This window comes from Spirosoma areae, from assembly GCF_054781775.1.
In genome coordinates this window covers 165305-189381 of record NZ_BAAGTT010000016.1, presented here as the reverse complement: position 1 = coordinate 189381, position 24077 = coordinate 165305, and the positions used below count along the sequence as shown (strand labels likewise).

22 protein-coding genes are annotated in these 24077 nt (G+C 52.7%); 10 read left to right on the top strand and 12 right to left on the bottom strand.

The window, feature by feature from the left end; all coding sequences use genetic code 11:
- Positions 1-73 precede the first annotated feature (73 nt).
- Together ACYVI1_RS06860 and ACYVI1_RS06855 are read left to right on the top strand one after the other, a co-directional pair.
- Positions 74-736: an NAD-dependent epimerase/dehydratase family protein gene (locus ACYVI1_RS06860; protein WP_460908135.1), complete on the top strand. Its 663-nt coding sequence runs from the start codon at positions 74-76 to the stop codon at positions 734-736.
- Positions 737-794: 58 nt separating this feature from the next.
- Positions 795-1910, top strand: coding sequence for a mannonate dehydratase (locus tag ACYVI1_RS06855; RefSeq protein WP_460908133.1), 1116 nt, complete (start codon positions 795-797; stop codon positions 1908-1910).
- 112 nt (positions 1911-2022) lie between these two features.
- Here the strand turns inward: ACYVI1_RS06855 and ACYVI1_RS06850 are convergent, their stop codons facing one another.
- Positions 2023-2475 (bottom strand): YybH family protein, encoded by a 453-nt coding sequence (locus ACYVI1_RS06850; RefSeq protein ID WP_460908779.1) that lies wholly within the window; start codon positions 2473-2475, stop codon positions 2023-2025.
- Between the two features lie 141 nt (positions 2476-2616).
- Positions 2617-3183, bottom strand: a complete 567-nt coding sequence (locus ACYVI1_RS06845) for a YMGG-like glycine zipper-containing protein (RefSeq protein WP_460908131.1) — start codon at positions 3181-3183, stop codon at positions 2617-2619.
- A gap of 154 nt (positions 3184-3337) precedes the next feature.
- Between ACYVI1_RS06845 and ACYVI1_RS06840 the strand changes: the two genes are divergently transcribed.
- The 3 genes from ACYVI1_RS06840 (at position 3338) to ACYVI1_RS06830 (ending at position 6937) form a co-directional block, all read left to right on the top strand.
- Positions 3338-4072 (top strand): pseudouridine synthase, encoded by a 735-nt coding sequence (locus ACYVI1_RS06840; protein ID WP_460908129.1) that lies wholly within the window; start codon positions 3338-3340, stop codon positions 4070-4072.
- A gap of 440 nt (positions 4073-4512) precedes the next feature.
- Positions 4513-5268: an SAM-dependent methyltransferase gene (locus tag ACYVI1_RS06835; protein ID WP_460908127.1), complete on the top strand. Its 756-nt coding sequence runs from the start codon at positions 4513-4515 to the stop codon at positions 5266-5268.
- Between the two features lie 181 nt (positions 5269-5449).
- Positions 5450-6937, top strand: a complete 1488-nt coding sequence (locus ACYVI1_RS06830; RefSeq protein ID WP_460908125.1) for a Gfo/Idh/MocA family protein — start codon at positions 5450-5452, stop codon at positions 6935-6937.
- A gap of 91 nt (positions 6938-7028) precedes the next feature.
- On the opposite strand, the gene ACYVI1_RS06825 is transcribed toward ACYVI1_RS06830, so the two are convergent.
- The 4 genes from ACYVI1_RS06825 to ACYVI1_RS06810 form a co-directional block, all read right to left on the bottom strand.
- The gene (locus tag ACYVI1_RS06825; protein WP_460908123.1) at positions 7029-7433 is read right to left on the bottom strand and encodes a hypothetical protein; all 405 of its coding nucleotides are present in this window, start codon (positions 7431-7433) and stop codon (positions 7029-7031) included.
- 79 nt (positions 7434-7512) lie between these two features.
- Positions 7513-9135, bottom strand: coding sequence for an FG-GAP-like repeat-containing protein (locus ACYVI1_RS06820; protein ID WP_460908121.1), 1623 nt, complete (start codon positions 9133-9135; stop codon positions 7513-7515).
- Between the two features lie 28 nt (positions 9136-9163).
- Complete coding sequence (locus ACYVI1_RS06815; RefSeq protein ID WP_460908119.1) at positions 9164-10594, bottom strand: ABC transporter transmembrane domain-containing protein; 1431 nt, start codon at positions 10592-10594, stop codon at positions 9164-9166.
- A 3-nt stretch (positions 10595-10597) separates the two neighbouring features.
- A complete protein-coding gene (locus ACYVI1_RS06810) occupies positions 10598-10741 on the bottom strand; it encodes a hypothetical protein (protein WP_460908117.1) in 144 nt (47 codons plus the stop codon).
- 438 nt (positions 10742-11179) lie between these two features.
- Here ACYVI1_RS06810 and ACYVI1_RS06805 point away from each other — a divergent pair, with 438 nt between their 5' ends.
- From ACYVI1_RS06805 to ACYVI1_RS06785, 5 genes are all read left to right on the top strand, one after another.
- The gene (locus tag ACYVI1_RS06805; protein WP_460908115.1) at positions 11180-14428 is read left to right on the top strand and encodes a DUF1553 domain-containing protein; all 3249 of its coding nucleotides are present in this window, start codon (positions 11180-11182) and stop codon (positions 14426-14428) included.
- Positions 14425-15894: a DUF1501 domain-containing protein gene (locus ACYVI1_RS06800; protein ID WP_460908113.1), complete on the top strand. Its 1470-nt coding sequence runs from the start codon at positions 14425-14427 to the stop codon at positions 15892-15894. The genes ACYVI1_RS06805 and ACYVI1_RS06800 overlap by 4 nt, the downstream gene beginning before the upstream one ends.
- A 17-nt stretch (positions 15895-15911) precedes the next feature.
- Positions 15912-16490 carry a Crp/Fnr family transcriptional regulator gene (locus ACYVI1_RS06795; protein ID WP_460908111.1) on the top strand — a complete coding sequence of 193 codons (579 nt, stop codon included), beginning with the start codon at positions 15912-15914 and terminating at the stop codon, positions 16488-16490.
- Between the two features lie 125 nt (positions 16491-16615).
- Positions 16616-17068: a RidA family protein gene (locus ACYVI1_RS06790; RefSeq protein WP_460908109.1), complete on the top strand. Its 453-nt coding sequence runs from the start codon at positions 16616-16618 to the stop codon at positions 17066-17068.
- A 54-nt stretch (positions 17069-17122) separates the two neighbouring features.
- Positions 17123-17851: an SDR family oxidoreductase gene (locus ACYVI1_RS06785; RefSeq protein WP_460908107.1), complete on the top strand. Its 729-nt coding sequence runs from the start codon at positions 17123-17125 to the stop codon at positions 17849-17851.
- A gap of 30 nt (positions 17852-17881) precedes the next feature.
- Here ACYVI1_RS06785 and ACYVI1_RS06780 read toward each other — a convergent pair whose 3' ends face one another.
- From ACYVI1_RS06780 to ACYVI1_RS06755, 6 genes are all read right to left on the bottom strand, one after another.
- A complete protein-coding gene (locus ACYVI1_RS06780) occupies positions 17882-18490 on the bottom strand; it encodes a hypothetical protein (RefSeq protein WP_460908105.1) in 609 nt (202 codons plus the stop codon).
- A complete protein-coding gene (locus tag ACYVI1_RS06775) occupies positions 18481-18945 on the bottom strand; it encodes an RNA polymerase sigma factor (RefSeq protein ID WP_460908103.1) in 465 nt (154 codons plus the stop codon). The genes ACYVI1_RS06780 and ACYVI1_RS06775 overlap by 10 nt, the downstream gene beginning before the upstream one ends.
- Positions 18942-19223 carry a hypothetical protein gene (locus tag ACYVI1_RS06770; RefSeq protein ID WP_460908101.1) on the bottom strand — a complete coding sequence of 94 codons (282 nt, stop codon included), beginning with the start codon at positions 19221-19223 and terminating at the stop codon, positions 18942-18944. The genes ACYVI1_RS06775 and ACYVI1_RS06770 overlap by 4 nt, the downstream gene beginning before the upstream one ends.
- A gap of 120 nt (positions 19224-19343) precedes the next feature.
- Positions 19344-19847 (bottom strand): hypothetical protein, encoded by a 504-nt coding sequence (locus ACYVI1_RS06765; protein WP_460908099.1) that lies wholly within the window; start codon positions 19845-19847, stop codon positions 19344-19346.
- A gap of 195 nt (positions 19848-20042) precedes the next feature.
- A complete protein-coding gene (locus tag ACYVI1_RS06760; protein ID WP_460908097.1) occupies positions 20043-20756 on the bottom strand; it encodes an RraA family protein in 714 nt (237 codons plus the stop codon).
- Positions 20757-20883: 127 nt separating this feature from the next.
- Complete coding sequence (locus ACYVI1_RS06755) at positions 20884-23823, bottom strand: glycoside hydrolase family 2 protein (RefSeq protein WP_460908095.1); 2940 nt, start codon at positions 23821-23823, stop codon at positions 20884-20886.
- Positions 23824-24077: the final 254 nt, after the last annotated feature.

The following is a 24077-nucleotide window of genomic DNA, read 5'->3' as shown; positions in this document are numbered from 1 at the left end:
GGTCATGAGGTAAAGTTATTCAATTCAACATTAATCTTCGACAGGCCGGTAGCGCTCTGTTAATGTACAGCTTATGAAAATCAGAGCCATTATTACCGGCGTCACCGGCATGGTGGGCGAGGGCGTAGTGCACGAATGCCTGCATCACCCTGATGTTGAGCAGATTCTGGTTATCAGCCGAAAGCCCAGTGGTGTGTCTCATCCTAAAATCCGCGAAGTTATCCACGCTGATTTCTTCGATTTAACCCCGATTGCGTCCGAATTAACCGGCTACAATGCCTGCTTTTTTTGCCTCGGCGTATCGTCGGTTGGCATAAGCGATGCCGAATACCGCCGACTGACCTACGACCTCACCCTTCATGCCGCCGGGCTGCTGGCCAAACTCAATCCCGACATGACCTTCGGGTACGTGTCCGGCGCAGGCACGGATAGCTCGGAGCAGGGACGCGTTGCCTGGGCCAGAACAAAAGGGGCTACCGAAAATGCGTTGCTGCGATTGCCCTTCAAACAGGCGTATATGTTCCGGCCGGGGTTTATGCTGCCCACCAAAGGATTGAAAAACGCAAAGAGTTATTACGCGTTTATGACCTGGCTCTATCCCATGGGCCGACGGCTCTACCCGGCTGGTTTCTCGACCTTGCGGGAATTGGCCTTGTCCATGATAAAATCGGTGAGCGTGGGTTACGACAAACCAATTCTGGAAGTGAAAGATATTGTTCGGTTAGCCAACGCCTGATTATCAGTAAATCTACAGGCAGTTCGGTTTTTAAGGATGTAGTGTCAGCCATTGCCTCATGAAAAACCCGCGCCGGACGTTCATCAAACAAAGTGCCGCTGCTGCCACCTTATCCATCGGTAGCCTCAGTTCATTGACGGCCAATTCGATTCAGGAAAATTGGCAGGCGGTTCAGTTGGCCAAAGAAGCCAGCTTAGCGATGTGTCTGGCTTATTTTTTCGGGTTTGAAGCTCAGAAAATGAAGCTGTCTACCCAGATGGGCGTACTGGGTGCGGTGGCTCCGGCCAGCCCCGGCATGGTGGACATGAAAGGCGCTAATTCGTGGGACTACGACGTGCTGAAGGCCATCAAAGACCGCTTCGCCAGCGAAGGGTTAACCCTGCGGGTCATTGAAAGCCCAACGCCCCTCGACAAGGTCAAATTGGGACTGTCGGGCAAAGATGAAGAAATCGAGCACTTCATACTCTTCATGAAAAACATTGCCAGATTGGGCGTCGACACGGTCTGCTACAACTGGATGCCTGTTATCAACTGGTCGCGGACAACAATGGGCAAGCCCACACGCGGGGGCGCATTAGTGAGCGGATTTAACTACGAAGAAGCTAAAAACCAGCCCATAACGCCCTATGGTGAATTTTCGGCGGAAACGATGTGGAAAAACTTAGCTTACTTTTTAAAAGCAGTGGTGCCCGAAGCCGAGAAGGCAGGTATCAAACTCGCCCTTCACCCTGACGACCCGCCGGTCGACAAACTCCGGGGCATTTCGCGCATTATGACCTCCGCCGATGCCTTCAAACGAATGCTGGACCTATACCCAAGTCCGAACAATGGCATCACGATGTGCCAGGGTACGTTTGCCACCATGGGCGAAGACATCCCGACGGTGATCAGGTATTTTGGGGAGCGCAACAAGCTATTTTTTGTGCATTACCGCGACGTTCGGGGCAACCGCCTGAATTTTGAAGAAACTTTCCACGACGACGGCCAAACCGACATGTATAAAGCCATGAAGGCCTATTACGACATTGGATTTAAAGGCCCCATCCGCCCCGATCACGTTCCCACAATGGCGGGCGATACCAACGACCATCAGGGCTATAGTTTGCTGGGCAGCCTGTATGCGGTTGGCTACATGCAGGGGTTGATGGAAGCAATCCGGAAAACCCGAACGTAGGTGAAGGGTTTAAACACAGCGAACACGGAGAAAACAGGATATACAGCGCTATTTTTTAAATTCCTCTGTATACCTCTGTTTTCTCCGTGTTCGCTGTGTTTAAACCTGACCGTTATTGCTTCGCCTGCACGGGCAGGTCTTCGAGTTGAGCGTAGCTGAGTTTCCAGGTATTGTCGGTGCCTTTCTTCCAGAGCAGGATAAAATTACCCTCGCCATAGCCTTTCGGCTGATCGGGCGATTCGGGCAACACATCCACCGAGAATGTACCCGCTTCGTAGGCCGTCTGGCTGTCGGCCGACGAGCTAATCACGTTTGTTTTCAGGTCGGCCAGCGTAGGGAGGGTCGAGCGCACCCACTTTTCGGCTACTTCCGACTTACCCTTAAAGTGCGTTTCGCCCTGAAGAAAATGAACATCGTCGGCCAGAAACTGGACAATCTTATTGGCATCCTTATTATTCCAGGCGCCAATAAATTCCTGGTTCAGCGACTGAATATTAACCGGTTCTTCCTTGACACAACCCGTAAGCAGGGTCGTCATTACGACTATATGCATGAACAGTTTCATGAGTTCCTGTGGATAAAGAGTGAAAAACATGTGTTTGATTAGGATGGGCAGGCAGATCTGGATTCTGATGATTCTTTGGATGCTATTGATTCTCAAAATTATCAACTTAGCAGCAATAGCATCCAAAGAATCCCAATCTGCCTACCAGCTTTTCCGACGATACTCCGACGACGCGTAGGGCGAATTCGGATCGCCAAACGATGAGTTCGGCAGGAAAGCCGCGGTCAGGGCATACGTGCTCGACATAACGTTCAAAGGCGCAGGTTCGGGTACAGCAGCGCGGGCGGTTGTGGCTACCTGCGCCGGGCGCGCTGCTACGCCAAAGCCATGTTTCGGGGCGGCAGTTGCTTTAACCACAGCCTCTTTCGCTACAGCCTCATCCCGTTCTTGTTCGGCTCGTTGGGCGGCTTCACGGGCGCGGGCGGTTTCGGCCTCGGCGGCCGCGACACGGGCGGCCGCTTTGTTGCGGTTGTCCTTACCTTTCCCAATAGCGTATCCGGCACCAGCTCCGGCAGCCGCGCCAATCAGGCCACCCACGACCCGATTACGTTTGTTTATGATGGCTCCGGCGGCTCCACCGGCCGCCCCGCCAATAACGGCGCCTTTGGTCTGTGGTTTCCAGCGTTTTTGCGCCTGAGCGTCTACTGACAAGGCAACTATTAAGGCCGACAGGGTCAGCAGCATGACAAAAGAATGAATCGTTTTCATCGTTGATTAGCGTTAGGTTAACTACTCATTTTCCGTACTAAGACAACGCAGTAGCCCGATGGTTTAGTTAGAATTACCGGTTCTAACTAAACGTAACCCAGCCAGGCTGTTGATTGTTTGCTGTCTCTATAGGCTACCAGTCCCTTTGCAACCCATGAATCAACTCACCCATCTGCCCGCTTCGACCGGCTTGTCTATCCTGTACCAATCGCCTGATTTAGTGGCCATTAATAAGCCGCATGGGCTGCTTGTCCACCGGTCGCCGATAGCGAGCGATGCCAGCGAATTTGCCGTTCAACTGTTGCGCGACCAGTTGGGCCAACGGGTATATCCGGTGCATCGGTTAGACCGCAAAACGGGTGGGGTACTGTTGTTCGCCTTATCGGAATCCATGAACTCTGCCATGCAGATTCGCTTTATGGAGGGCGGTGTTCACAAAACTTACGTAGCTATTGTACGCGGCTACACACCCGACGAGCAAATCATCGACTACCCCCTCCGACGCGATGACGGCGACGGTAAGCCGGGTGTTTTACAAGATGCCGTTACTCATTTGAAAACGCTTCAGCGCACCGAAATTCCGCTACCATTTGGCAAACACACCACATCCCGCTATTCACTGGTTGAGCTAACGCCAACCACCGGACGGATGCACCAGTTACGCAAACACACGGCCCACATCCTGCACCCCATCATTGGCGACCGGCCCCACGGCTGCAACAAACAGAACAAGTTATTTACCGAGTTCTTTGGGATGAACACCATGCTGTTGCACGCCCGTCAGATTTCGTTTGAGCATCCGGTTTCAGCGGAAGAAATTATCATTACGGCACCGATGCAGGCTGAATTTAGGCGGATGATGGGGGAGTTGTTTGGGGTAGGGAGTTGAACAAAACAACTTAGATTAATCAGGCAAATTTAAACGCTATTATCCTCAAATAGTCAGTTTGCTATTCTTCTTAACCCGCTACCCAGTATATACAGAGACTTGTATAAGGGTTATTGAGTAGACTCATTTCGTAAAATAATGGTCTTAAAATTAATAACGTTTAATTTTGCTCACCGACTTAAACAGCGAAGCCTGTGACCTCCTTAGTGTAGGCCATCAAATGGCCGGGCCGCCCTTGTGGTGCGGCCTTCATTTTCCCTTTTCCCTTACGGACTGCTGTGCAGACGTCAAGGGTTATTATGTACCTTCTATACCGTATCCATCCGATACGGACAGCATCTCTATAGGTTATTCATTAATGCACCATTGGAATCGAAACAAATCGGTTCCTGATAAACGCAACGACGTTTATCAATCATTCCAAAAAAACATTCCAGACAATGAACACGACAATTGATGATAATTGGTATGAAAGTTTTTTCTCGGGACTAAACGTCGAAATGTGGGAAAAAGCCGATTTGGCCGACTGGACCCGGCAAGAGATTGATTTCCTGATGACAACACTGGCCATCAAACCCGGAAGCAGCATTTTAGATATTCCCTGCGGTTATGGCCGACATGCTATCGAACTGGCTAAACGAGATGTTCAGGTGACGGGCATCGACATCTCCGACGAGTTTCTCCAGACGCTACGGAAACGAATAGCCGACGAACAGGTGTCCATTCAGGTTATTCACGGGAATATTTTAACCATGGCGATAGAGCATTCTTACGACGGGGCTTATTGCTTAGGCAACAGTTTTGGCTACGTTGATTACGATGGCATGAATACATTCGTCGAGAAAGTAGCGAACGCCTTGAAACCCGGTGCCCGCTTTGTAATTAATTCTGGTTTAGTGGCCGAGAGTATTCTGCCTAATTTTCCGAAAACACACCGGGTTTTACTCGGCGATTTGACGATGGACATCCGCAATGTGTATGTAGTCGATGAGAGTTATATGGCAACGGAGATTACCTATACCAAAGCAGATCGGTCGGAGCTCCATCACTTCAAACATTACGTCTACACGCTTTCCGAAATAAAGCGGTTGCTGGCAAGGCATAGCTTGCAAACGGTTGCCGTTTATAACTCGACGGAAAAGGGGGCTTATCAATTGGGTGATCAACAGGTGTATCTGGTGGCTGAAAAACGTTAAGAAATGGTAAAACCCCTAAATTCTCCGAAGGGAGCTTTACTCACTCTTATTACAAAGTCCCCTTCAGGGAGTTTAGGGAGTTTTAGGCTAAGAAAGAAATAATTTTCAGGGCGTATCTTAGGTCCGGTTAGGTAAATTTCGCCGGATAAACCCTTATCAACTAAAACCTTATTTGTTTCTCATGAATCAGTCAGATAACTCAACGCCCGAACAAATTAATTCGGGCACAACCCGCCGTCAGTTTATTCAGGCAGGCGCTTTGGCCGCGACCAGTTTCCTGATCGTCCCACGTCACGTATTGGGTGGCAAAGGATTTATTGCCCCAAGCGACAAGCTCAACATTGCCGGTGTTGGCGTGGCGGGTAAAGGTTTTTCAGATACCAACAATGCGTTTAACAACGGCGCCAACAACATGGTCGCACTCTGCGACGTGGACTGGGGCCGCGATCAGGTAAAGAAAAACTTCGAGCAGCACCCCAACGCGAAACGCTACAAGGATTTTCGCGAAATGCTCGATAAGGAAGGCAAGAATATCGACGCCGTGACGGTATCAACCGCCGACCATACCCATGCCGTTGTGGCCATGGCGGCCATGCAGCGCGGTAAGCACGTGTATGTACAGAAGCCCCTGACGCACAACATCTACGAAGCCCGGATGCTGACCGAAGCCGCCCGCAAATACAAAGTGGTTACGCAAATGGGCAACCAGGGTTCCTCTAACCCGCAGCAGAAGCAAATGGTCGAATGGTTCGATAAAGGCCTGGTTGGCAACGTGCATACCATCCAGCTTTGGACCAACCGGCCCGTTTGGCCACAGGGTATTCCGGTACCACAGGCGGCAGCCGAGGTGCCCGCCGACCTGGCCTGGGACGTCTGGATTGGCCCGGCCCAGAAGGTTGGCTACAGCCCCGCTTATCACCCCTTCAAATGGCGCGGATGGTGGAACTTTGGCGCAGGTGCCCTGGGCGACATTGGGTGCCACATCATGGATGTACCCTTCCGGGTGCTGGGGCTGGGTTACCCTACCGAAGTGGAAACCAGCGTCGGTCAGGTGTTTTTGAAAGACTGGACCGCCGAATATATTCCCGAAGGTTGCCCGCCGTCCTCGCGTGTCGAACTGAAATTCCCGGCAACGACGAAAAACAAATCAGGCGTTAAACTGGTCTGGTCCGACGGTGGCCTTCGCCCATTCCGGCCCGAGTTCCTGCCCGAAGGCGAACCCATGCCCGAAAACGGTGAAAACGGCGTGCTGATGATTGGCGAGAAAGGATTAATCGCCTGTGGTATGTATGGAAACGACCCGAAACTCTACACTAAAGATGGTCAGAAACTCGAAGCCGCGCCCCGACCGAACGATCCCTCGATAAAGGAAAATGGCCATCAGGTATTTTGGGCCGATGCCTGCAAAGCCGGTTTCAACAGCAAAGAACACAAAGCCCTTACCTCATCCTTCGACTTTGCCGGCCCCCTGACCGAATCGGTTCTGATGGGAAATGTAGCCATTCGCAGCTACATGGTTAGAAATGCCAGGGCCGACGGAAAAGGTTTTACCTACCCCGGACGTAAGAAACTGATGTGGGACGGTAAAAACATGAAGATCACTAACTTCGACGAGGCCAGCCAGTTCGTGAAGCGCGACTACCGCGAAGGGTGGTCATTGACGGCTTAGAAAAAAGGAAGGAAAAAAGGAGAAGGGAGGAAAGAAGAAAGGATTTGCTGAGTTTCCTTTCTTCTTTCCTCCCTTCTCCTTTTTTCCGTTTTCACACCTTCCCTACAAACAACGTCTGCACCATCGTCCGCAGGCGAGTGTGGGCAACGTAGGCCCAGATAAGCAGCATGTACATGGAGAAATCCTGATACGATATCGGAAACACCATGTTGTTAATGTAATAACGTGTTGCCGTAAAATCGAGCGTTGGTGTGAAACCAAGCAGATTTTCATAGCCCAGTACGAACGTCAGGCCGAGGGCATAGAACAGGTATTCTGGCTTTCGGAAGGCCCACAGAATGCCCGCCAGTGTGGTAGCGCCAAACCCAAGATAATGCTGCCAGGTCAGAAACAAATCGGTGGTAGCCGCTACATAAATGGAGTACGCCTGAACAGCCGTCAGAACGAGTAAAATCAGGCCATAGCCATAAAACTCTTTTAGTTGAGGACGTTGCATAAAACAGATCGTTACGGGAAGAAGTAAAAATGAACGATAAAAATAAATCAAAATCCGTTACGTCTGTAGACTAAATCCATTATTTTTTAGCGAACCCTTCATTAAAAAATACAACCAATCCATCCTTCCCCGCCACAACGATGTCTTTTCGTCCGGTTTTGTGCAAATCAGCAATGGCAAAATAAATGCCGGTTCCCTTACCCACACCCGCCGGACCATAGGCAATGTCGTGCCGGGAAAACTCTTTTCGCGATGCATCCCAGGTGAAATAAAACAAGCCAACCGGGTCGTTGGAGCCGGGGTCCTTGTCGTTATGCGCCCGGAATCGTTTACCCGTTATCAGTTCCGGGCGGCCATCGCCGGTGATGTCGGCCCATTCGAGGCAGTGGTACTGCGAGTTTTTGTCGTCGATGAGGTGCTTCGTCCAGCCCCGCTTTCCGGCTGCATCGCGGGTTTGCTCGTACCAGTGCAGGCCGTAGCCATGCCCCTGCCCCACAATGAGATCGTTGCGTTTGTCGCCGGTGAGGTCAGTCACGATAATCGGAACGCTGGTTGTGCCGAGGTCAAACTCCTTATGCAGCGTCCAGGCATGATTCGCCGTATCGTTCGGATTTTCCAGCCAGCCATTGCTCACGATAAAATCGCCCCGCCCATCGCCATTCACGTCGCCAAAGCCCAAACCGTGTCCCTGGGTGGGTGCCACCGGGACGGTTTTAAACTGGCCAGGACCAACTAATTTAAGGTATTTGAACGGATGACCCGGGTTGTTGGGCACCAGTTCAGGAGCGCCGTCGCCATTGACATCCCAGGCGCGGGTGGTTTCAACATTGCCCACTTTTACAATGTCGTGTACCGACCAGGGGCTGTCTTCTTTGGCCGGGCGGGGATTCTCGACCCAGCGCAGGCTGCCACTCCACCAGCCGCCCGTTACGAAATCGGTGCGCCCATCGGCATTGACATCCATCGGAATGGTGGAAAAATCGTCGTAGTACTCGTCTTTTCGGACTTGTGCGCCAATCACGTGCCGATGCCGGAAAAGCGGCCCTTCGTACCAGAAATCGCCCGAAACGATATCGAGCGTATCGTTTTTATCCACGTCATATACCGTTGCCGATTCAAAGCTTTCGGCAGCCACGAAATAGCGACGGAAGCGCAGGGTTGGTTCGGGAGCCGTTGCGCCAATCAGCAGGAAAAGCAACACGACACCAGCGGTGAGTCGAAGCATACAGAGAGGGCGTTTTTGTCTGAACGTTAAATTCTTTCTACTGCTTTGTAAAGCATAGATGGACAGACAGCTACCCCCTTTCCATTCGCAATTAGTTACGCGACCGTCGAAACATAGCTTGTCAATCGCAGTACACCATTCTCCATGACATACACCCTGTCGGCGAGTTGCACCGATTGGCTGCGGCACACAGGCCACCCGACTACGCCAGTCTGTTGCCGATATGTTAGTAAGGTTCAGGCTACTCTGATCCGCAAGTGCTGTGCCAGAAGTGGTTACTTCTACTTTGATTTGGCCTTTTTCTTCCGGCTCATAAAACTTTTGCAGAATCTGCAACAGCCTGCTTTTACCGGAACCCGTTTCGCCCACAATGCCAATAACCTCACCCCGCCGGACGGCAAAAGATACATCGCTCAATAGCGGAGGTCGGCCCGGAAAGCGATAGGTCAGGTGATTGACAGTCAATGACTCGACCATTGTGTCGTTAGTAAACTTGTCTATACGTTCAGCCTTCGCAGATTCCTTCGGGTTCGGTAAACTCGCGCATCCGGTCGAAGGCAACGCGGGCTTCCTGCAACTGAATGTTGGTGACAGAAAGCTTTGAAACGGAGCCAATTAACGTGCCCGCTAAGCTGACAACGGCCATCATCTCACCAATTTTCAATTGCTTTTGCAACACCATAAACGCCGTCAGGCCAATGATGCTCACCAATAAACTCACGCCGATGAGTTCGCTCAGCAAGCCATACCGATTGCCCAGCTGACCCAGATCGTAGAGTTTTTGCTGAAAGAATTGATAAACTGCCTGGGTAATGCGGGCAAACAGGCTCTCCTGCCGGGCTGCTTTGATGGCCCCGATGCCGCTGATGCTGTCGATAAAATGGCTTTCGGTACGGGCATAGGCCGCCATCACCTCCCGCTGACCGGCAATAATGCGGTTGTTGAACCGCCAGATTAACCAGCCGAACAGCGGAAAACTAACCAAGGCCAGCAAACCAATTTGCCAGGCGTAGTTGAACAGCACACCGGCAGTAATGAGCACAACCAGCGTGTCGATAATGACACTGCCCGTCAGGAAACTAATAGTAGACTGAATGGGCCGGGTATCGTTGAGCCGGGCAACCAAATCGCCGGTTTTGCGGGTATCGAAAAAGGCTTTGGGTAGTTGGAGCAAATCCTGAAAGAAGCTATCGGCAATCCTAACGTTGAACTCCCGGCTTTGGCGCAGCAACAGAAACCCGCGCAGGTAGCCAACGCCCGCCCGCGCCAGCAACAGCACCGACAGGAGTAAGAGACCCAGCGTAAGTTTTTCGGTATTCTGTTTGGGCAGAATTTCGTCTAATAGTTTCTGCGAAAACAAGGCCATCGACAGGCCCAGCAAGGCCATAATTACGCCTAACCCGGCGGCAATCGCTAACAGCGGCACATCGTCGCGGATGAGTTCCCGAAACCACTGCCATTGCGTTTGACGACTCTGGGCTGTGTTAACAAACTGTGCCGTTGGTTTCAGGGTTAGCAAGGCTTTCGATTTCCAGATGGCAGCCAGTTCGTCGGCGGTCATCGTCACAACACCTCTACCCGGATCACCAATGCAATACCGTTTCTGCTCCCCTCCCTTGTTTTCAGGGGTGGGGTAATACACCACATAATGCTGTAGCGTTTCGTCCATGACAACGTGCAGAATAGCCGGAGCCTCAACCTCCTGTAGGTTATGAACCCCCTCGGCTTCTAACCCTTCGGCCTGAAATCCAAGCGATTGCGCCGTTTGAAACAGCCCCAGCAACGAGGTTCCCTGAATGCTGGTGCCGCTCAGTTCACGCAATCGCTCACGTGTAGCATCTCCGCCATAATAGCGCAGGACCGACAACAAACAGGCGACTCCGCAATCGGTTTGGTCGAGTTGGCGGGTGAAGGTTTTGGTAATGGGTTTCAGCATAATCTACAGGTATTGGAGAAGAGCATCAATTTTGGTTTCGCCTTTATATTCTTTGCGGAGCTGTCGATCCGGGCCATAAATAAAAATATGCGGCACTGATGTAGGGCCGAAGGCCCGGTACGACTCTTCCCGTGTAAGCGTACCCACGTGCATCATGGCCAGCGTGTCTAATCCATAGGTACGGCAATAAGCTGTTGTTCAACGAGCGGCCAGAAGAATAAAATGTAGAATTCTTATCATTTATGCTGATATAATAGAACGCTGATTTTTATGATTGATAAGATTTGTCATGGTTTAATACAGTAAAAAGGAATAATTCGTTAGAATAATACAAAAATCACTGAAAATCATAACTGTCATAAAAATCAGCGTTCTGTTGGTGATAAATAGTCAGGCGAATTTATTCATCAAAAAGGCTTGAATCTCCCCGTGTCTATGAGGACACAGACACGGGGAGTTAGTACCCCCTCCTGTTTTAGGCAGGGCCAGGCCGACGCTTGGGGTTGTAAAACAGACTAATTATCCATCGGGCAACTTCACTATATTTGTACAATAGTTTCTACTGTAAATACAACTTAACGAATCATGCCGCTGGGTAACGTTAACGTCTTCCGAACCGGGTGGCTCACAGGTTGGGCTATAGGCATCAGTATCCTTCTTCAACGCTGCGGTGGCGTCGAAAAGCCCCAGGAAATTGCCCGATTCGAGAAGCAGTTACCCAAAACAGTTGATTACAACCTGCACGTCCGGCCCATTCTGTCCGACAAGTGTTTCCTGTGTCACGGCCCCGATAAAAACAGCCAGAAAGCCGGGCTTGACCTGGCTACACCGGAAGGCGCGTATGCTGCGCTGAAAAAAGCGAAAGGCAAACACGCCATTGTGCCCGGCGATTTGGCCGAAAGCGAAGTGTATTACCGGCTTATCACGACCGACGAACACGACCGGATGCCGCCCAAAGCGTCGAATCGGGTGCTGACAAATTACGAAAAAGCCATCCTGATGCGCTGGATCGAACAGGGAGCCGAATACAAAAAGCACTGGGCACTCATCAAACCCAAAAAACACGCCCTGCCGCCAGTTAGCAACACGAACTGGCCGCGCAACGAAATCGACTATTTTATTCTCAATAAACTGGACTCAATAGGGCTGAAACCGTCGCCCGAAGCCGACAAAGAAACGCTGCTCCGGCGTGTTACCCTCGATCTGACCGGCCTGCCGCCCACCATCCCCGAAATCAACGCGTTTCTGGCCGACACCTCGCCGAACGCCTACGAAAAGGTGGTTGACCGACTCCTGAAATCGCCCCATTATGGCGAGAAAATGGCCGTCGACTGGTTAGACGTATCCCGCTTTGCCGATACGCATGGCTATACCGTTGACCGCTACCGCCCCATGTGGCCCTGGCGCGACTGGATTATCAAGACATTCAATCAGAACATGCCCTTCGACCGGTTCACAACCTGGCAACTCGCCGGTGATTTGCTGCCTGAATCTACCCGCGAACAACGGCTGGCAACGGCCTTCAACCGCAACCATTCGCAGAATATGGAAGGCGGCATTGTGAACGAAGAATTTCGGGTCGAGTACGTCGCCGACCGCGCCAACACGCTCGGAACGGCATTTCTGGGTCTGACCGTCGAGTGTGCCCGCTGCCACGACCATAAATTCGACCCCATCAGCCAGAAAGATTATTATAGCCTATTCGGCTTTTTCAACAATGTGGACGAGGTCGGGCAAATCTCGTGGGATGATGCTATGCCCGTGCCGACCCTGCTCCTCACCGAAACCAAACACGATAGTCTGCTGGCTTTTTTAGATAAAAAACTCAACGCCACCGACGAAGTTTTGAACCATATCATCGCTCAGGAAAAACCTGTTTTCGAAAAATGGCGCAAAGCGACCGGAACCGCCCCGGCCATTGAGTTGAAAAAGGGACTTCAGGCTCATTTCACCTTCGATAAATTAGTTGATAAAAAGTTCGTCAGCGAGGTTTCTGTGAAAGACAAAGGAACCGTAGCCGACCCGGTGCTGGTGGGTGGAAAATTCGGTAAAGCGTTCCGCTCCAATGGCGACGATATTTTGAACGCAGGCAACGTGGGCATCTTCAACCGGTCGCAGCCGTTTTCGATTGGCGTTTGGGTGAACATCCCCAAAGACCTGAGCAAGGGCGTTATCCTGCATAAAGGTCAGGGCGACATTCTCTATAATTTCCGGGGGTATTTCCTGAACCTGCGCGACCACAAAGCCGAGTTGCTCATGGCGCATACGTGGCCCTACAACAGCCTTATCCGGCTTACCGCTCAGCCTTTGCCAAAAGACAAATGGATTCACCTGACCATGACCTACGATGGCTCCAGCAAAGCGGGTGGGCTTAAACTGTATGTCGATGGCAAAGAAGCGGGGTTAGTAACTGAAAAAGACAATCTCTATAAAGACATCATCTGGCCCAAAGGCAAATCCCTCTCAAAGCAGCAGCCCGGTTTGCAGGTCGGGGCCGATATGCGGGGTGCCGGTTTCAAAAACGGCCTGGTCGATGAGTTGACCGTGTATAATCGCGAACTTAGCGCACTGGAGATTGCCCGATTAGCACAATCCGTTTCCAGCCAGTCATCGGCATTAGTCGATAACGACCTGTTTCACTTCTACTTAGCGAACGTATCGACGGCGTATCAGCAGCAGCTTGCCGAGCGCCAAAAACTCCGCGCCGAGCGTAATACCGTGGCCGAAACCATCCCCGAAATTATGGTAATGGAGGAGATGAAAACCCCGCGCCCGACCCACATACTTAAACGCGGAGTCTATGACGCGCCCGGCCCCCGCGTGCAGCCCAACGTGCCAGCCAGCGTGTTGCCCTTCGATAAAAGCTGGCCCCGAAACCGCTTAGGACTGGCCAAATGGCTCCTGCACCCCAACAATCCGCTCACGGCGCGGGTGGTCGTTAACCGCTACTGGCAAACGTATTTCGGCACGGGCATCCAGAAAAACGCGAATAATTTCGGCAACCAGGGCGGTCTGCCCACGCACCCCGAATTGCTCGATTATCTGGCAGTACGGTTTAAGTCGCAGAGGTGGAATGTGAAGGCGATGCAGAAGTTTATCGTGCTGTCGGCAACGTACCGGCAATCGTCCCAGATGAGGCACGAACATCGGCAACAGGATCCCGAAAACATCTGGCTGGCGCGCGGCCCATCGTTCCGGTTAACTGCCGAGATGGTGCGCGACAATGCCTTAGCCAGCAGTGGCTTACTAACCACAAAAATCGGCGGGCCGAGCGTGAAACCCTACCAGCCCGATGGCCTGTGGGCGGTGAACAACGCAGTCTACAAACCCGATTCGGGTGCGAGTCTCTACCGCCGGAGTTTGTACACCTTCTGGCGACGCACCAATCCGCCCCCGTCCATGAACACCTTCGACGCGCCATCGCGGAGTTACTGCATCGTGCAGCGGCAGAAAACCAGTACACCCCTCCAAGCCTTAGTGCTGCTCAACGACCCGCAGTTTGTGGAAGCGGCCCGCGTCATAGCCGAGCGGGCCGTAACGCAATTCCCAAACCTACCCGACCAACTGACCTACGCCTATCGGCTGCTGACCGCCCGCAAACCCACGACTCGCGAACTGGCCATTGTCACGAAACTGTATCAGCACGAACGGACGAAATTCAGGCAATCGCCAGGCAAAATGAAGGGCTGGCTTAGTACCGGTGCCCATAAAAAGTCTTCCAACCGTGGCGACGGAGGTACGGCTATCCGGCCGGTGGATGCGCCCGCGCTGGCGGCTGCTACGGTCGTGGCCAGCACGATTATGAACTCAGACGCTTTTATCATGAAACGATGAACCAGAAACGCGAACAACAACTGGCCGACGCGCTCAACCGCCGGTCGTTTCTGGCCAAAGCCTCGCTGGGGTTGGGGTCGCTGGCGTTGGGCACGCTGTTGACACCGGGGACGCTTTTTTCAGGGCCGAATCCGGCAACAGTACCCAACGCCGACGGGTTGCTGCCGGGGCCGCACCGGATACCGAAAGCCAAGCGTGTCGTCTATCTGTTTCAAAGTGGTGGACCGTCGCAGTTGGAGATGTTCGATTACAAGCCGATGCTGGCGAAAATGCACGGCCAGGATTTACCCGCATCCGTGCGGAAAGGGCAGCGACTGACGAGCATGAGCGCCCAGCAATCGTCGCTGCCGTTGGTGTGTTCGCCCTATTCGTTCGCGCAACGGGGCCGCAGTGGGGCCTGGGTGAGCGAGTTGATGCCCTTCACGGGCAAAGTCGTGGATGACCTTTGTTTTGTGAAGTCGATGTACACCGAGCAGATCAACCACGACCCCGCGCTCACGTTTTTTCAAACGGGCAATCAGTTGGCGGGTCGGCCCAGTATTGGCTCGTGGGTGAGTTATGGGCTGGGGTCCGACAATGAAAACTTACCGGCGTTCATCGTGCTGGTGTCGAAAGATGCCCCGCAGGATCAGCCACTCTATGCCCGGCTGTGGGGCAACGGGTTTCTGCCGTCCAAACACCAGGGCGTTCAGTTTCGCTCCGGTGCCGACCCGGTGCTGTACCTCAACAACCCCAAAGGCTACAGTGGCACCGACCGCCGGGCTATGCTCAACGCGCTGAACGAGTTGAACCAGGCTCAGGCCGAACTCGCTGGCGATCCCGACATCAGCAACCGCATTGCCCAATATGAAATGGCCTTTCGGATGCAAACCTCGGTGCCGGAAGTCAACGACCTCGCCGACGAACCCGACTGGGTGTTCGATCTATACGGTCCCGGTGCCCGTAATCCCGGCACATTCGCGGCCAACTGCCTGATGGCCCGGCGATTGCTGGAGCGCGACGTGAAATTTGTGCAATTGTATCACCAGGGCTGGGATCAGCACGGCAACCTGCCCAAAGGCCTAACCAAGCAATGCAAGGCCACCGATCAGGCATCGGCTGCGTTAGTCATGGACCTCAAACAACGCGGTCTGCTGGATGACACCATCGTGATTTGGGGGGGCGAATTTGGCCGGACGAATTACTCGCAGGGTAAGCTTACCAAAGACAATTACGGCCGCGACCATCATCCCCGCTGCTTCACGATGTGGATGGCGGGTGGCGGCATCAAACCCGGCATTACCTACGGCGAAACTGACGAGTTTGGCTACAACATAGCGCACAATCCGGTGCATGTGCATGATTTCCAGGCCACGCTGCTGCACCTGCTCGGCATCGACCACGAAAAACTGGTCTATGAATTTCAGGGCCGCCGGTTCCGGCTGACCGATGTGGAGGGGAAATTAGTGAAGGGAATTCTGGCGTAGTAATTTTTCGCTCAACTATGGACCATTCGTTTTATCTATTTCTCAACGCAATTTCGCCCGTTTCTTTGGCCACCTGGGAGGCCATTGCTCCGTTATTTGTGAAACGAACGCTCACCAAACACGCCTATTTTGCGGAAGCAGGGACGGTGGCCGAGACGTTTGCGTTTATGCCTGAAGGATTAGTGCGGGTTTTCTATCGCACTGCCGATGGGCAGGAATACAACAAACACTTTTTCACAGCTCCCGTAACGATTGGCGCCTACTCGTCCTTAGTCACGGGGCAGCCCAATCAGATTTATCAGCAGGCCCTCACCGACTGCACCATCTGGGTAGCGAACTACGCCCAGTTCTGCGCCTGTTACGACCGTTTTCCCGACCTTGAGCGCGTAGCCCGCGTGTTGGCCGAACAGTATTTTGCGATGAAAGAACAGCGTGAAGTGGAGATGGTGCTGCTGAATGCCAGTCAGCGGTACGAACTTTTTCAGCAGCGTCACCGGCCCATCGAGCAACTCATTCCGCAGTACCATATCGCTTCGTATCTGGGCGTGACGCCCACTCAACTGAGCCGCATCCGGCGTGTTATGGCAACGCCGTAAATTCGTTTTACTTTCTTTACCTATGTAAATGACCGGGGCCGACAGGCCCTTTTTCTTTGCATCAGATTTCACCAAAATCAATCGGTACAATGAAAAAAGTCATGTTTTCCTTACTCATTACTTCTATGTCTCTTTCAGCCGCCAACGCGCAAAATGCCGTCGTGTTGCAACAGGAACGCAACACCTTCATCAATCCAGCCGGGTTGTTCAACCCAATGTACAATGGGTTTTCGCACGTGGGCAAAGTGCCCGCCGGAACCGACTTGTATTTTCTTTCGGGCCAGTGGGCTTCTGACACCCAGGGCAAGTTAGTCTCCACCGATTTTGCCGGGCAGGTTCGGCAAACAATCCGCAACGTCAGAATCGCCCTGGAAAGCGCAGGACTGACAACGAAGCATGTGGTTAAGCAAACCATTTACATCGCCGATTTCACACCGGAGAAGAAAAAGGTGCTTATCGAAGTAGCCGGTAAGGAATGGGGCAGTACTATTTTTCCGGCCAGCAGCATTGTGCCGCTGCCGATGCTGGCCACTGCGCCCGGTTGTCTGATTGAAGTCGAAACCATTGCTACGAAATAAACCTATTCCGTTCCCTGCTTCGCGCAGGGGATGGAACCAACTCAACTTACAGCTATGAAAACCGTTGGAAACACTGTTCTCATCACCGGCGGCTCGTCGGGCATTGGCTTCGCGCTGGCCCGGCGGCTGGCCGAACTTGGCAACGAAGTCATTATTACGGGCCGCGATCAGGCCAAACTTCAACAGGCCAAAGAAGCGTGTCCCGCGCTGCATACGTTTGCTGGCGACCTCATCCGGCAGGAAGCACTGGACGACCTGGTTCATTACATGGAGCAAACGCATCCCCGGCTTAATGTACTCATCAACAACGCATCGGTGCAGTATAACTATCAGTTCGACACCGAATTGAACGCGCTGCCCAAAGTCGATTACGAAATCAGGGCCAATCTCATGGGCCCCATCAAACTGCTGGCCCTGCTGTTGCCCCTGCTGAAAACCAATCCTGACCCGGCCCTCGTTAATATCTCATCGACGCTGGGTTTCGTACCCAAAGCGTCGGCTCCGGTATATGCCGCTACCAAAGCAGGTATTCATGTGTTCACCAAAGCGGTACGCTATCAACTGACAGATATAAGTGTGTTTGAGGTGATACCGCCCTTAGTCGATACGCCCATGACGGCAGGTCGGGGAACAGGCAAGATTAGCCCCAATCAATTGGTCGATGAATTTATGCGCGGCTGGGAGGCAAACCGTTATGAGATGACTATTGGCCGTGCCCGTCTCTTACGCCTGCTTCACCGGTGGTTACCCCAGGTAGCCGAACGAATGATGCAGCGATACTAAAGTCAGGCTCTGCTTAGTGTTCTGTTCGTATCAGGCTGTCTTTACCTGCTGTAGATTCGCTTCGAGTTTTTCGATCAATGCCATACATTTCCGGTTAACTAAATACCGACGGAAACGCAGGCTAATGGCTAAAACCCCGAGTGTACTCAATCCAATAATCGCTAAAATCACCCAATTGGCCAGTAGTTCATGAATGCGTGTTCCACCATACGTAAGCGAGGCCAGCATACTCCCCAGGAAAACAAACGGCATAAAAAAAACGAGAAAATTAACCTGGAATGCGTTAATCGAACGCACCAGGGTGAGCGTTTCTCTGATGGCATCAGCGGGACGGGCCGATAAGTCAGGCAACTTAAAACGAGCGAATTTGACGGTCAGAAACCCACTTAGCACAACCCAGTATACTGCGATCAGCCCAACAGAAAACACAAATTCTGGCTCCTGTGGTTTTAACAGAATAGCCAGTGGGGTTATAACCGTAAACGCTAAGCTGAAAAAATACAGTCGCCAGTAGGCCTTCAGCAGTCTGGAAATAGCATTTTTCGACTGGCTCTTTAGTTGGGTCAACAGATCGTCTTTTGCAAACGAAAACTCCGATGTCTGCCAGTCAATCGAGTTCCAGCTATCGTTTATATCCATAATTTCTCGATTTTCTGACGCAGTCGATGCAGTTTCGTTCGCACATTGGCGTGACTCAGACCCAGCGTTTCGCTGATTTCTTCGTTGGTGTACCCGTCCATACTCATGACCAGCAACGTCCGGTCGACCGGGCCGAACTGCCCAAGCACATACCGCAGCTGATCGACCGATTCAAAGTCATTCCCACCCATGGCTGAAGTCTCTGCCGGTTCGGCCTGCACCATCTGCTTTCGACTGTTGAGCATCGTGAGCGAGACGTTTAAGCCAATGCGGTACAGCCAGGTAGAAAAGCGGGCATCGCCCCGAAAGGTGGGATATGAGCGCCAGGCCTGAAGTAAAATTTCCTGTCGTAGATCGTTCCGGTCTTCTACCTGATCCGCATACAGATACACCAGTTTGTTCACCAAAGCCTGGTGTGTCTGTATGCGTTCGACAAATTCATCCTGGAGGGTCAAGACCTGGATCTTTTTGTGAGTTGCTCCGTAATGGCTTTTCGCTTCTTAAGGTACTCATCAGCCGCCGGATACATCCCAATGCTGGTTAAAGCCAGTGCGTACAATTCGGAGACTATGGCCATACCGATAACGGACGCCATCAATAAACCAACTACAACGAGCATCTCTTCGGCTTTTATCTTCCGTTCCCGAAGCTGTTCGTCAGTAAGGCGGTCGAGTTGCTGAGGCTGCATTCTTGCACACGAAAGCGATTTTTTGGCACCCGGTAGTAATTGCATGGCTGGTTGCGTTTTTGCAGGGTTAGTACAAAAAGCCGCCGGTTTGTTACACCAATAGCCCGTTAATTCTTCTGAACTTTCGGATTGACGGGTCAGGGGCTTGACAAAACCGCACAACGGCTAAACTTCCGACGTGATTTGGGTTGTAAATCGGTACGCATCCCCGGCATTTTCCTGGATAACCGGATAAAACAGATACCACAAAAGAAAATCAAACAGGACAGGCGGGTGGGTTGACGACGTGATCCGGGTAATTGGTAATCCCTGCTCAACACTCAACCCATAAGCCAGCACGAGTTTCCTGTTCTGATCAATAATCTTCCACTCGGCCATTGGATTGTTCCAGATGATAAGCGAATACCGCTCCTGCCCAACGTCCACGATTAATGAATTGGCATACCATTTTTCTGGATACGCCCTGAGCTGCTCTTCACCCGATTCATCGGTGATAACAAGGCGGCTTTTCCAGAATCCAACGTGCTTAATGGCGTACATTTTCCCGCTAACCAAAGCGGTAGCTGAACCATCTGATACATGAAGGGTCAGTTGCCCCATCGGCTGCCCATTAACCGATAGTAAAAAAGTGCTGCCGTCGGTTTTCGTCCATTCTCTCTGACCATTCATCCTGACATTGTCGTTTGTTAAAATTGATGTTTCAGAATTCACTTCCCCTCCCAAAAACAAAAATGCCAGTGGGAACGCTACCCCATCTGTGTAGTTCCCACTGGCGCAACCTGTTGCTTAACAATGAAGTTTTAGAAAATTTTGATACAGCAACGACAAACTGTCAATCCTGACTTCTTACTTCATCTGAACAGCCTAAAACCGGCCATACTCCTCATACACATCGAACGGGTCGCGACCGTCGGCCATCGCCTGCCGGCTGCGGGCTTCGCTGGCAAACCACTCTTCGGCCAGTTCGAGTGCCTGAATCGTGAGTTCCTGAGGCACCACGACCACGCCGTCGTTATCCCCGAAAATATAATCGCCGGGATTGATTTTGAGCAGTCCATCCATGCCCTTCACATAAATCGGAATCTGGTAATCGACCACCATAAACCGCCCAAAAGCCTCAACCGGATTCCGAAACCGACAGAACGTGGGAAAGTCCATGTCGATGAGGTAGTTGGAATCGCGGGTGGAGCCGTCGATGACCGCTCCCACGCAGCCGTGAGCGTGGGCCGCCGTCGCCGAAATCTCGCCAAACTGCCCGCAGGAGGTGTCGCCCTGAGTGTCGCGGACCTGCACCACGCCGGGGGTCATGCTCTTGAACATACCCAGCCGGATGTCGTGGATTTTTTCGTCGCGACTGGGCGTAGCAATGCCGTGCGCCGTGAACGCCGGACCTGCCACTTTCATGGTGTGGGTAAGCGGATAAATGCCGCTGGCCATGCACTGGCTGTGGTAGCCCATGTGTTCGAGCGCGTCGGAAACTAAGGCCGCATACAGTTTTTTGTAGCGGGCGGCAATTTCGGCCGGGTCATAGTGTACGGCAACCTTGCGAACGGGATACGATTGGGTGATAACTTCCATGTGTGATACGTGCGTTATGATTAATTGATTAGTTGATACAAAATTTTCGCTTGCTTTACCCTGACCACCCCACCCCAACCCCTCCCCGGTAGGGAGGGGCTTTGGACCCGGAGGTTTTAGCCCCTCCCTACCGGGGAGGGGTTGGGGTGGGGTGACTCATCTTGAGCGGTTGCTGAACGGCTGGTGCATTCCAGGCCGATACCTGCACGGTTACCGGGCCGCTCGGTTTTTCAGGACCAGTATTAGCCCGCCACAGCATGTCGGCGGTCAGGTTGCGGGTTTCGCCGGGTTCGAGCCAGAAAAAATTGTCGGAGGCAACGATGGCCCGTTTAGCCCCGGCAATATCAAGCTGGGTCATAAACGCCGGGATGCGACCGGTGTTCTGAACCCGCACTTGCAGGCTGCTCCGGTTGCCATCCAATGCTCTTTCACTCAGCACCGTCAGCAGTAGTTTCGTATCGGATGCGGCAACGGTTGGCTTCAGAAATGGGCCCTTCTCAAACGTCGGCCAGGGAGTGAGCGGCTCGGTCAGGTACTTCTGGCGGAAGGCAGCATCGTCGAGTTTGCTGGTCGTGCGGGGCCAGTAGGTGGAGCGCGAAATCAGTTTGCCGCTGGCATCAGTCAGTTCAGTGATGACGAAAAAGAACTGGTCGCGGTAATCAGCCGGAATCGTCATCTCGCCAACAACGGTTTTTAGTACCGATGGCCCGGCGGTTAGCGAAACGGCCTGCGTTTTGTTCCAGAGTGGTTTAAAGGCTTTATCCAGAACCCGAACCGTGGCTTTCCCGTTGGTCAGCGGCTGATCGGACGCGTGGGTGATGGACAACTTCACCGGAAATTTATCGCCCGCATTCCACAGTAGCCGGTCGATGTCGAGCGAAATATGCGTTGGTTCGTAGGTTCGTTTCAGGAAATAATACGGTGCTCCGGCATGACCAAACCAGTCCATCAACTGAATGGCGATAACGGGCCAATGACGCTTGAACACCCAGGGCATCAGCCCCGCCGTGACCGGATAATTGCCCTGCACTTTCTCCGAAAAAACCTGATAAAACTCCCCCGCCCCCACCTGCGACGCTTCCGAAATGCTTTCAATCGTTGGGTCCGTCACGTCGGTAATGTGCGAAGCCCGGCTCAACATGCGCGGTACCCGACCGGGACCGTATTCGGTGAAGTGATGAATGAACTCCGGGTGGTCTTTGTAAAATTCCTTATCCCACATCTTACCCAGACCGCTAAATTCCTTATTATCAACGAGTTCGCGAAACAATCCGGCCTCGGGCAAACTATGCATACCCGTTTCCGAAATCCAGGGTTCGTAGCGATACCCGACGCCATACCAGACGGGGTCCATGTCGGGGTAAGTATGGATACTGCCGTCGTCGGGCGTGGTGCGGACGTACAGCCGCGATTTGTCGAAAATATCCAGATTTCGTTCCAGAATGCCGAGCGTGGCTGCGTTACCGTAGGAATAGGGGTTAAACTCGTTACCCCCGCACCAGACCGCCAGCGACGGGTGGTTTCGCAGCCGGACGATGTTCTGCACCACCTGCGCTTCCCAGATGTCCTGCGGGTAGCCGGGCGTATCCTGATTCCCAATCGGGAAATCCTGCCAGACCATGATGCCCAGTTCGTTGCAGAGGTCATACAAATGGTTGGATTCGAGCAGGCCACCGCCCCAGATGCGGATGAGTTGAACGCCCATTTTCTTGGCCGCTTCGAGCGTCCATCGGTAGCGTTCGCGGTTCAAATCGAGCAAGACATCCTGCGGGGTGAAGTTCATGCCCTTCACGAATAGCTTCCTGCCGTTGACCACAAACTGCCAGTTTTCCCAGCGGTCGCTGTAGCGCGGACCCGCCGTTCGGACGCGCTCGATGGTGCGGATGCCGGTTGTGAAATCGAGCCGGTCGAGTACCTTGTTATCCTGTTTGAGCGACAGCCGCACCTGATACAAATTAGCATCACCGAGGCCATTCGGATTCCATAGTTTGGGCGGTCGGAATGCCGCATCACCGCCGTTGCGGTTGGCAATCGTCAGGTCTTCTTCCAGGAATACGCGGCCCTTGAACAAGGTCATCGGCCTCTCCGTCGAAAAGGCGATTTTACCCGTATCGTCCACTAATTCAATCAGAACCGATGCATTTTTGGGAGCTGCAGCCGTGCCGGGAACGCGCCCATCGTGGTGATGAATTTGGGTATTGTTCCAGGGATGAAGCTGGTAGGTGAGCGAATGCGACTCAGCGAACACTTCGCAGGAGAGGTGCAGACGGGCCTGTTTGGCATCGGCAGAAAGCGTGGTCAGGTAGGGGCGTTCGAGGTGGTAGGGCGGCACAATTTCCAGCCGAACATCCTGCCACATGCCCACGCTGAAAAACGCTTCGCCCCCCGAACCGCCCGAAATCACCCAGGGTTTGACAATCCGGCCACTGGCACGGGGGTTGTAGCCCGTGCGTTTGCTGTAGTCGCGTTCGCCCGAACCGTTGCGTGGAAGGCTCTCATAATCAGTGGATTTATTACCCCAGTTGCCCGCCCGCACTTCCACCACGAGTTCGTTAGTGCCTCCCGATTTCAGCAGTCGCCCAATTTCGACGGTCGGCCCGCCGAACATGCCTTCATGCTGACCAACGAGCGAATCGTTGAGCCAGACTTTTGCGAAATAATCGACGCCATCGAAGCACAGGAACGCATTGTTTCCGGCGGCATTAGCGGGTGTTGGGAAGGATTTGCGGTAATACCACACCTTCTCATCGGTCCATTTATACAGCTCCGAATTTTTGTGGGCATACGGATGCGGCAACTTTCCGGCCTTGAACAGCGACCAGTGAATTGAGTTCGGAACGCTGGTTTGAAATGGCTCTTTAGCCGCCGTCTTCAACTCACTCAGAACCGAAACAGGCTTGTCGGTATGTGACAGTTGCCAGCCGCTGCCTGACAGGTTAACGTGCTGACTACCAGACCGGGGCGTAATGCGATACGGTTGCCAGAGTTTCTTGCCAGTGGTGTCGGATTGCTGAGCCGTAGCAATTTGGGTGATGGCAGAAAGCAGAAAAAAGAGGGCGTATTTCATGAATCTAAAAATACCCCTAACCCCTGAAGGACGGTCGGCCGCTGCCGGGCTTTTGAATCCGGAGGTTTTAGCGCCCTTCAGGGCAGGGCTGTTACGTGCTAATCCCGAAGGGATGGTATGATTATAGAAAACAGATACAGTCGCCCGTTTTGAACCCCGAAGGGGTGAAATAATGTCACCCCTTCGGGGTTCAAAACGGACTTTCGGCGCGTTTTGGCTATAATCCTGCCACGCCTTCAGCGTTAAAAAACAGC

Excerpts from the sequence above, each read along its gene's own strand:
- ACYVI1_RS06755 (WP_460908095.1), bottom strand. The coding sequence starts at position 23,823 with ATGAAATACGCCCTCTTTTTTCTGCTTTCTGCCATCACCCAAATTGCT.
- ACYVI1_RS06850 (WP_460908779.1), bottom strand. The coding sequence starts at position 2,475 with ATGAAACTGTTCATGCATATAGTCGTAATGACGACCCTGCTTACGGGT.
- ACYVI1_RS06840 (WP_460908129.1), top strand. The coding sequence starts at position 3,338 with ATGAATCAACTCACCCATCTGCCCGCTTCGACCGGCTTGTCTATCCTG.
- ACYVI1_RS06770 (WP_460908101.1), bottom strand. The coding sequence starts at position 19,223 with ATGCAATTACTACCGGGTGCCAAAAAATCGCTTTCGTGTGCAAGAATG.
- ACYVI1_RS06820 (WP_460908121.1), bottom strand. The coding sequence starts at position 9,135 with ATGGTCGAGTCATTGACTGTCAATCACCTGACCTATCGCTTTCCGGGC.
- ACYVI1_RS06835 (WP_460908127.1), top strand. The coding sequence starts at position 4,513 with ATGAACACGACAATTGATGATAATTGGTATGAAAGTTTTTTCTCGGGA.
- ACYVI1_RS06845 (WP_460908131.1), bottom strand. The coding sequence starts at position 3,183 with ATGAAAACGATTCATTCTTTTGTCATGCTGCTGACCCTGTCGGCCTTA.
- ACYVI1_RS06790 (WP_460908109.1), top strand. The coding sequence starts at position 16,616 with ATGTCTCTTTCAGCCGCCAACGCGCAAAATGCCGTCGTGTTGCAACAG.
- ACYVI1_RS06825 (WP_460908123.1), bottom strand. The coding sequence starts at position 7,433 with ATGCAACGTCCTCAACTAAAAGAGTTTTATGGCTATGGCCTGATTTTA.
- ACYVI1_RS06795 (WP_460908111.1), top strand. The coding sequence starts at position 15,912 with ATGGACCATTCGTTTTATCTATTTCTCAACGCAATTTCGCCCGTTTCT.
- ACYVI1_RS06800 (WP_460908113.1), top strand. The coding sequence starts at position 14,425 with ATGAACCAGAAACGCGAACAACAACTGGCCGACGCGCTCAACCGCCGG.
- ACYVI1_RS06860 (WP_460908135.1), top strand. The coding sequence starts at position 74 with ATGAAAATCAGAGCCATTATTACCGGCGTCACCGGCATGGTGGGCGAG.
- ACYVI1_RS06760 (WP_460908097.1), bottom strand. The coding sequence starts at position 20,756 with ATGGAAGTTATCACCCAATCGTATCCCGTTCGCAAGGTTGCCGTACAC.
- ACYVI1_RS06765 (WP_460908099.1), bottom strand. The coding sequence starts at position 19,847 with ATGAATGGTCAGAGAGAATGGACGAAAACCGACGGCAGCACTTTTTTA.
- ACYVI1_RS06785 (WP_460908107.1), top strand. The coding sequence starts at position 17,123 with ATGAAAACCGTTGGAAACACTGTTCTCATCACCGGCGGCTCGTCGGGC.
- ACYVI1_RS06830 (WP_460908125.1), top strand. The coding sequence starts at position 5,450 with ATGAATCAGTCAGATAACTCAACGCCCGAACAAATTAATTCGGGCACA.
- ACYVI1_RS06855 (WP_460908133.1), top strand. The coding sequence starts at position 795 with ATGAAAAACCCGCGCCGGACGTTCATCAAACAAAGTGCCGCTGCTGCC.
- ACYVI1_RS06805 (WP_460908115.1), top strand. The coding sequence starts at position 11,180 with ATGCCGCTGGGTAACGTTAACGTCTTCCGAACCGGGTGGCTCACAGGT.
- ACYVI1_RS06780 (WP_460908105.1), bottom strand. The coding sequence starts at position 18,490 with ATGGATATAAACGATAGCTGGAACTCGATTGACTGGCAGACATCGGAG.
- ACYVI1_RS06815 (WP_460908119.1), bottom strand. The coding sequence starts at position 10,594 with ATGCTGAAACCCATTACCAAAACCTTCACCCGCCAACTCGACCAAACC.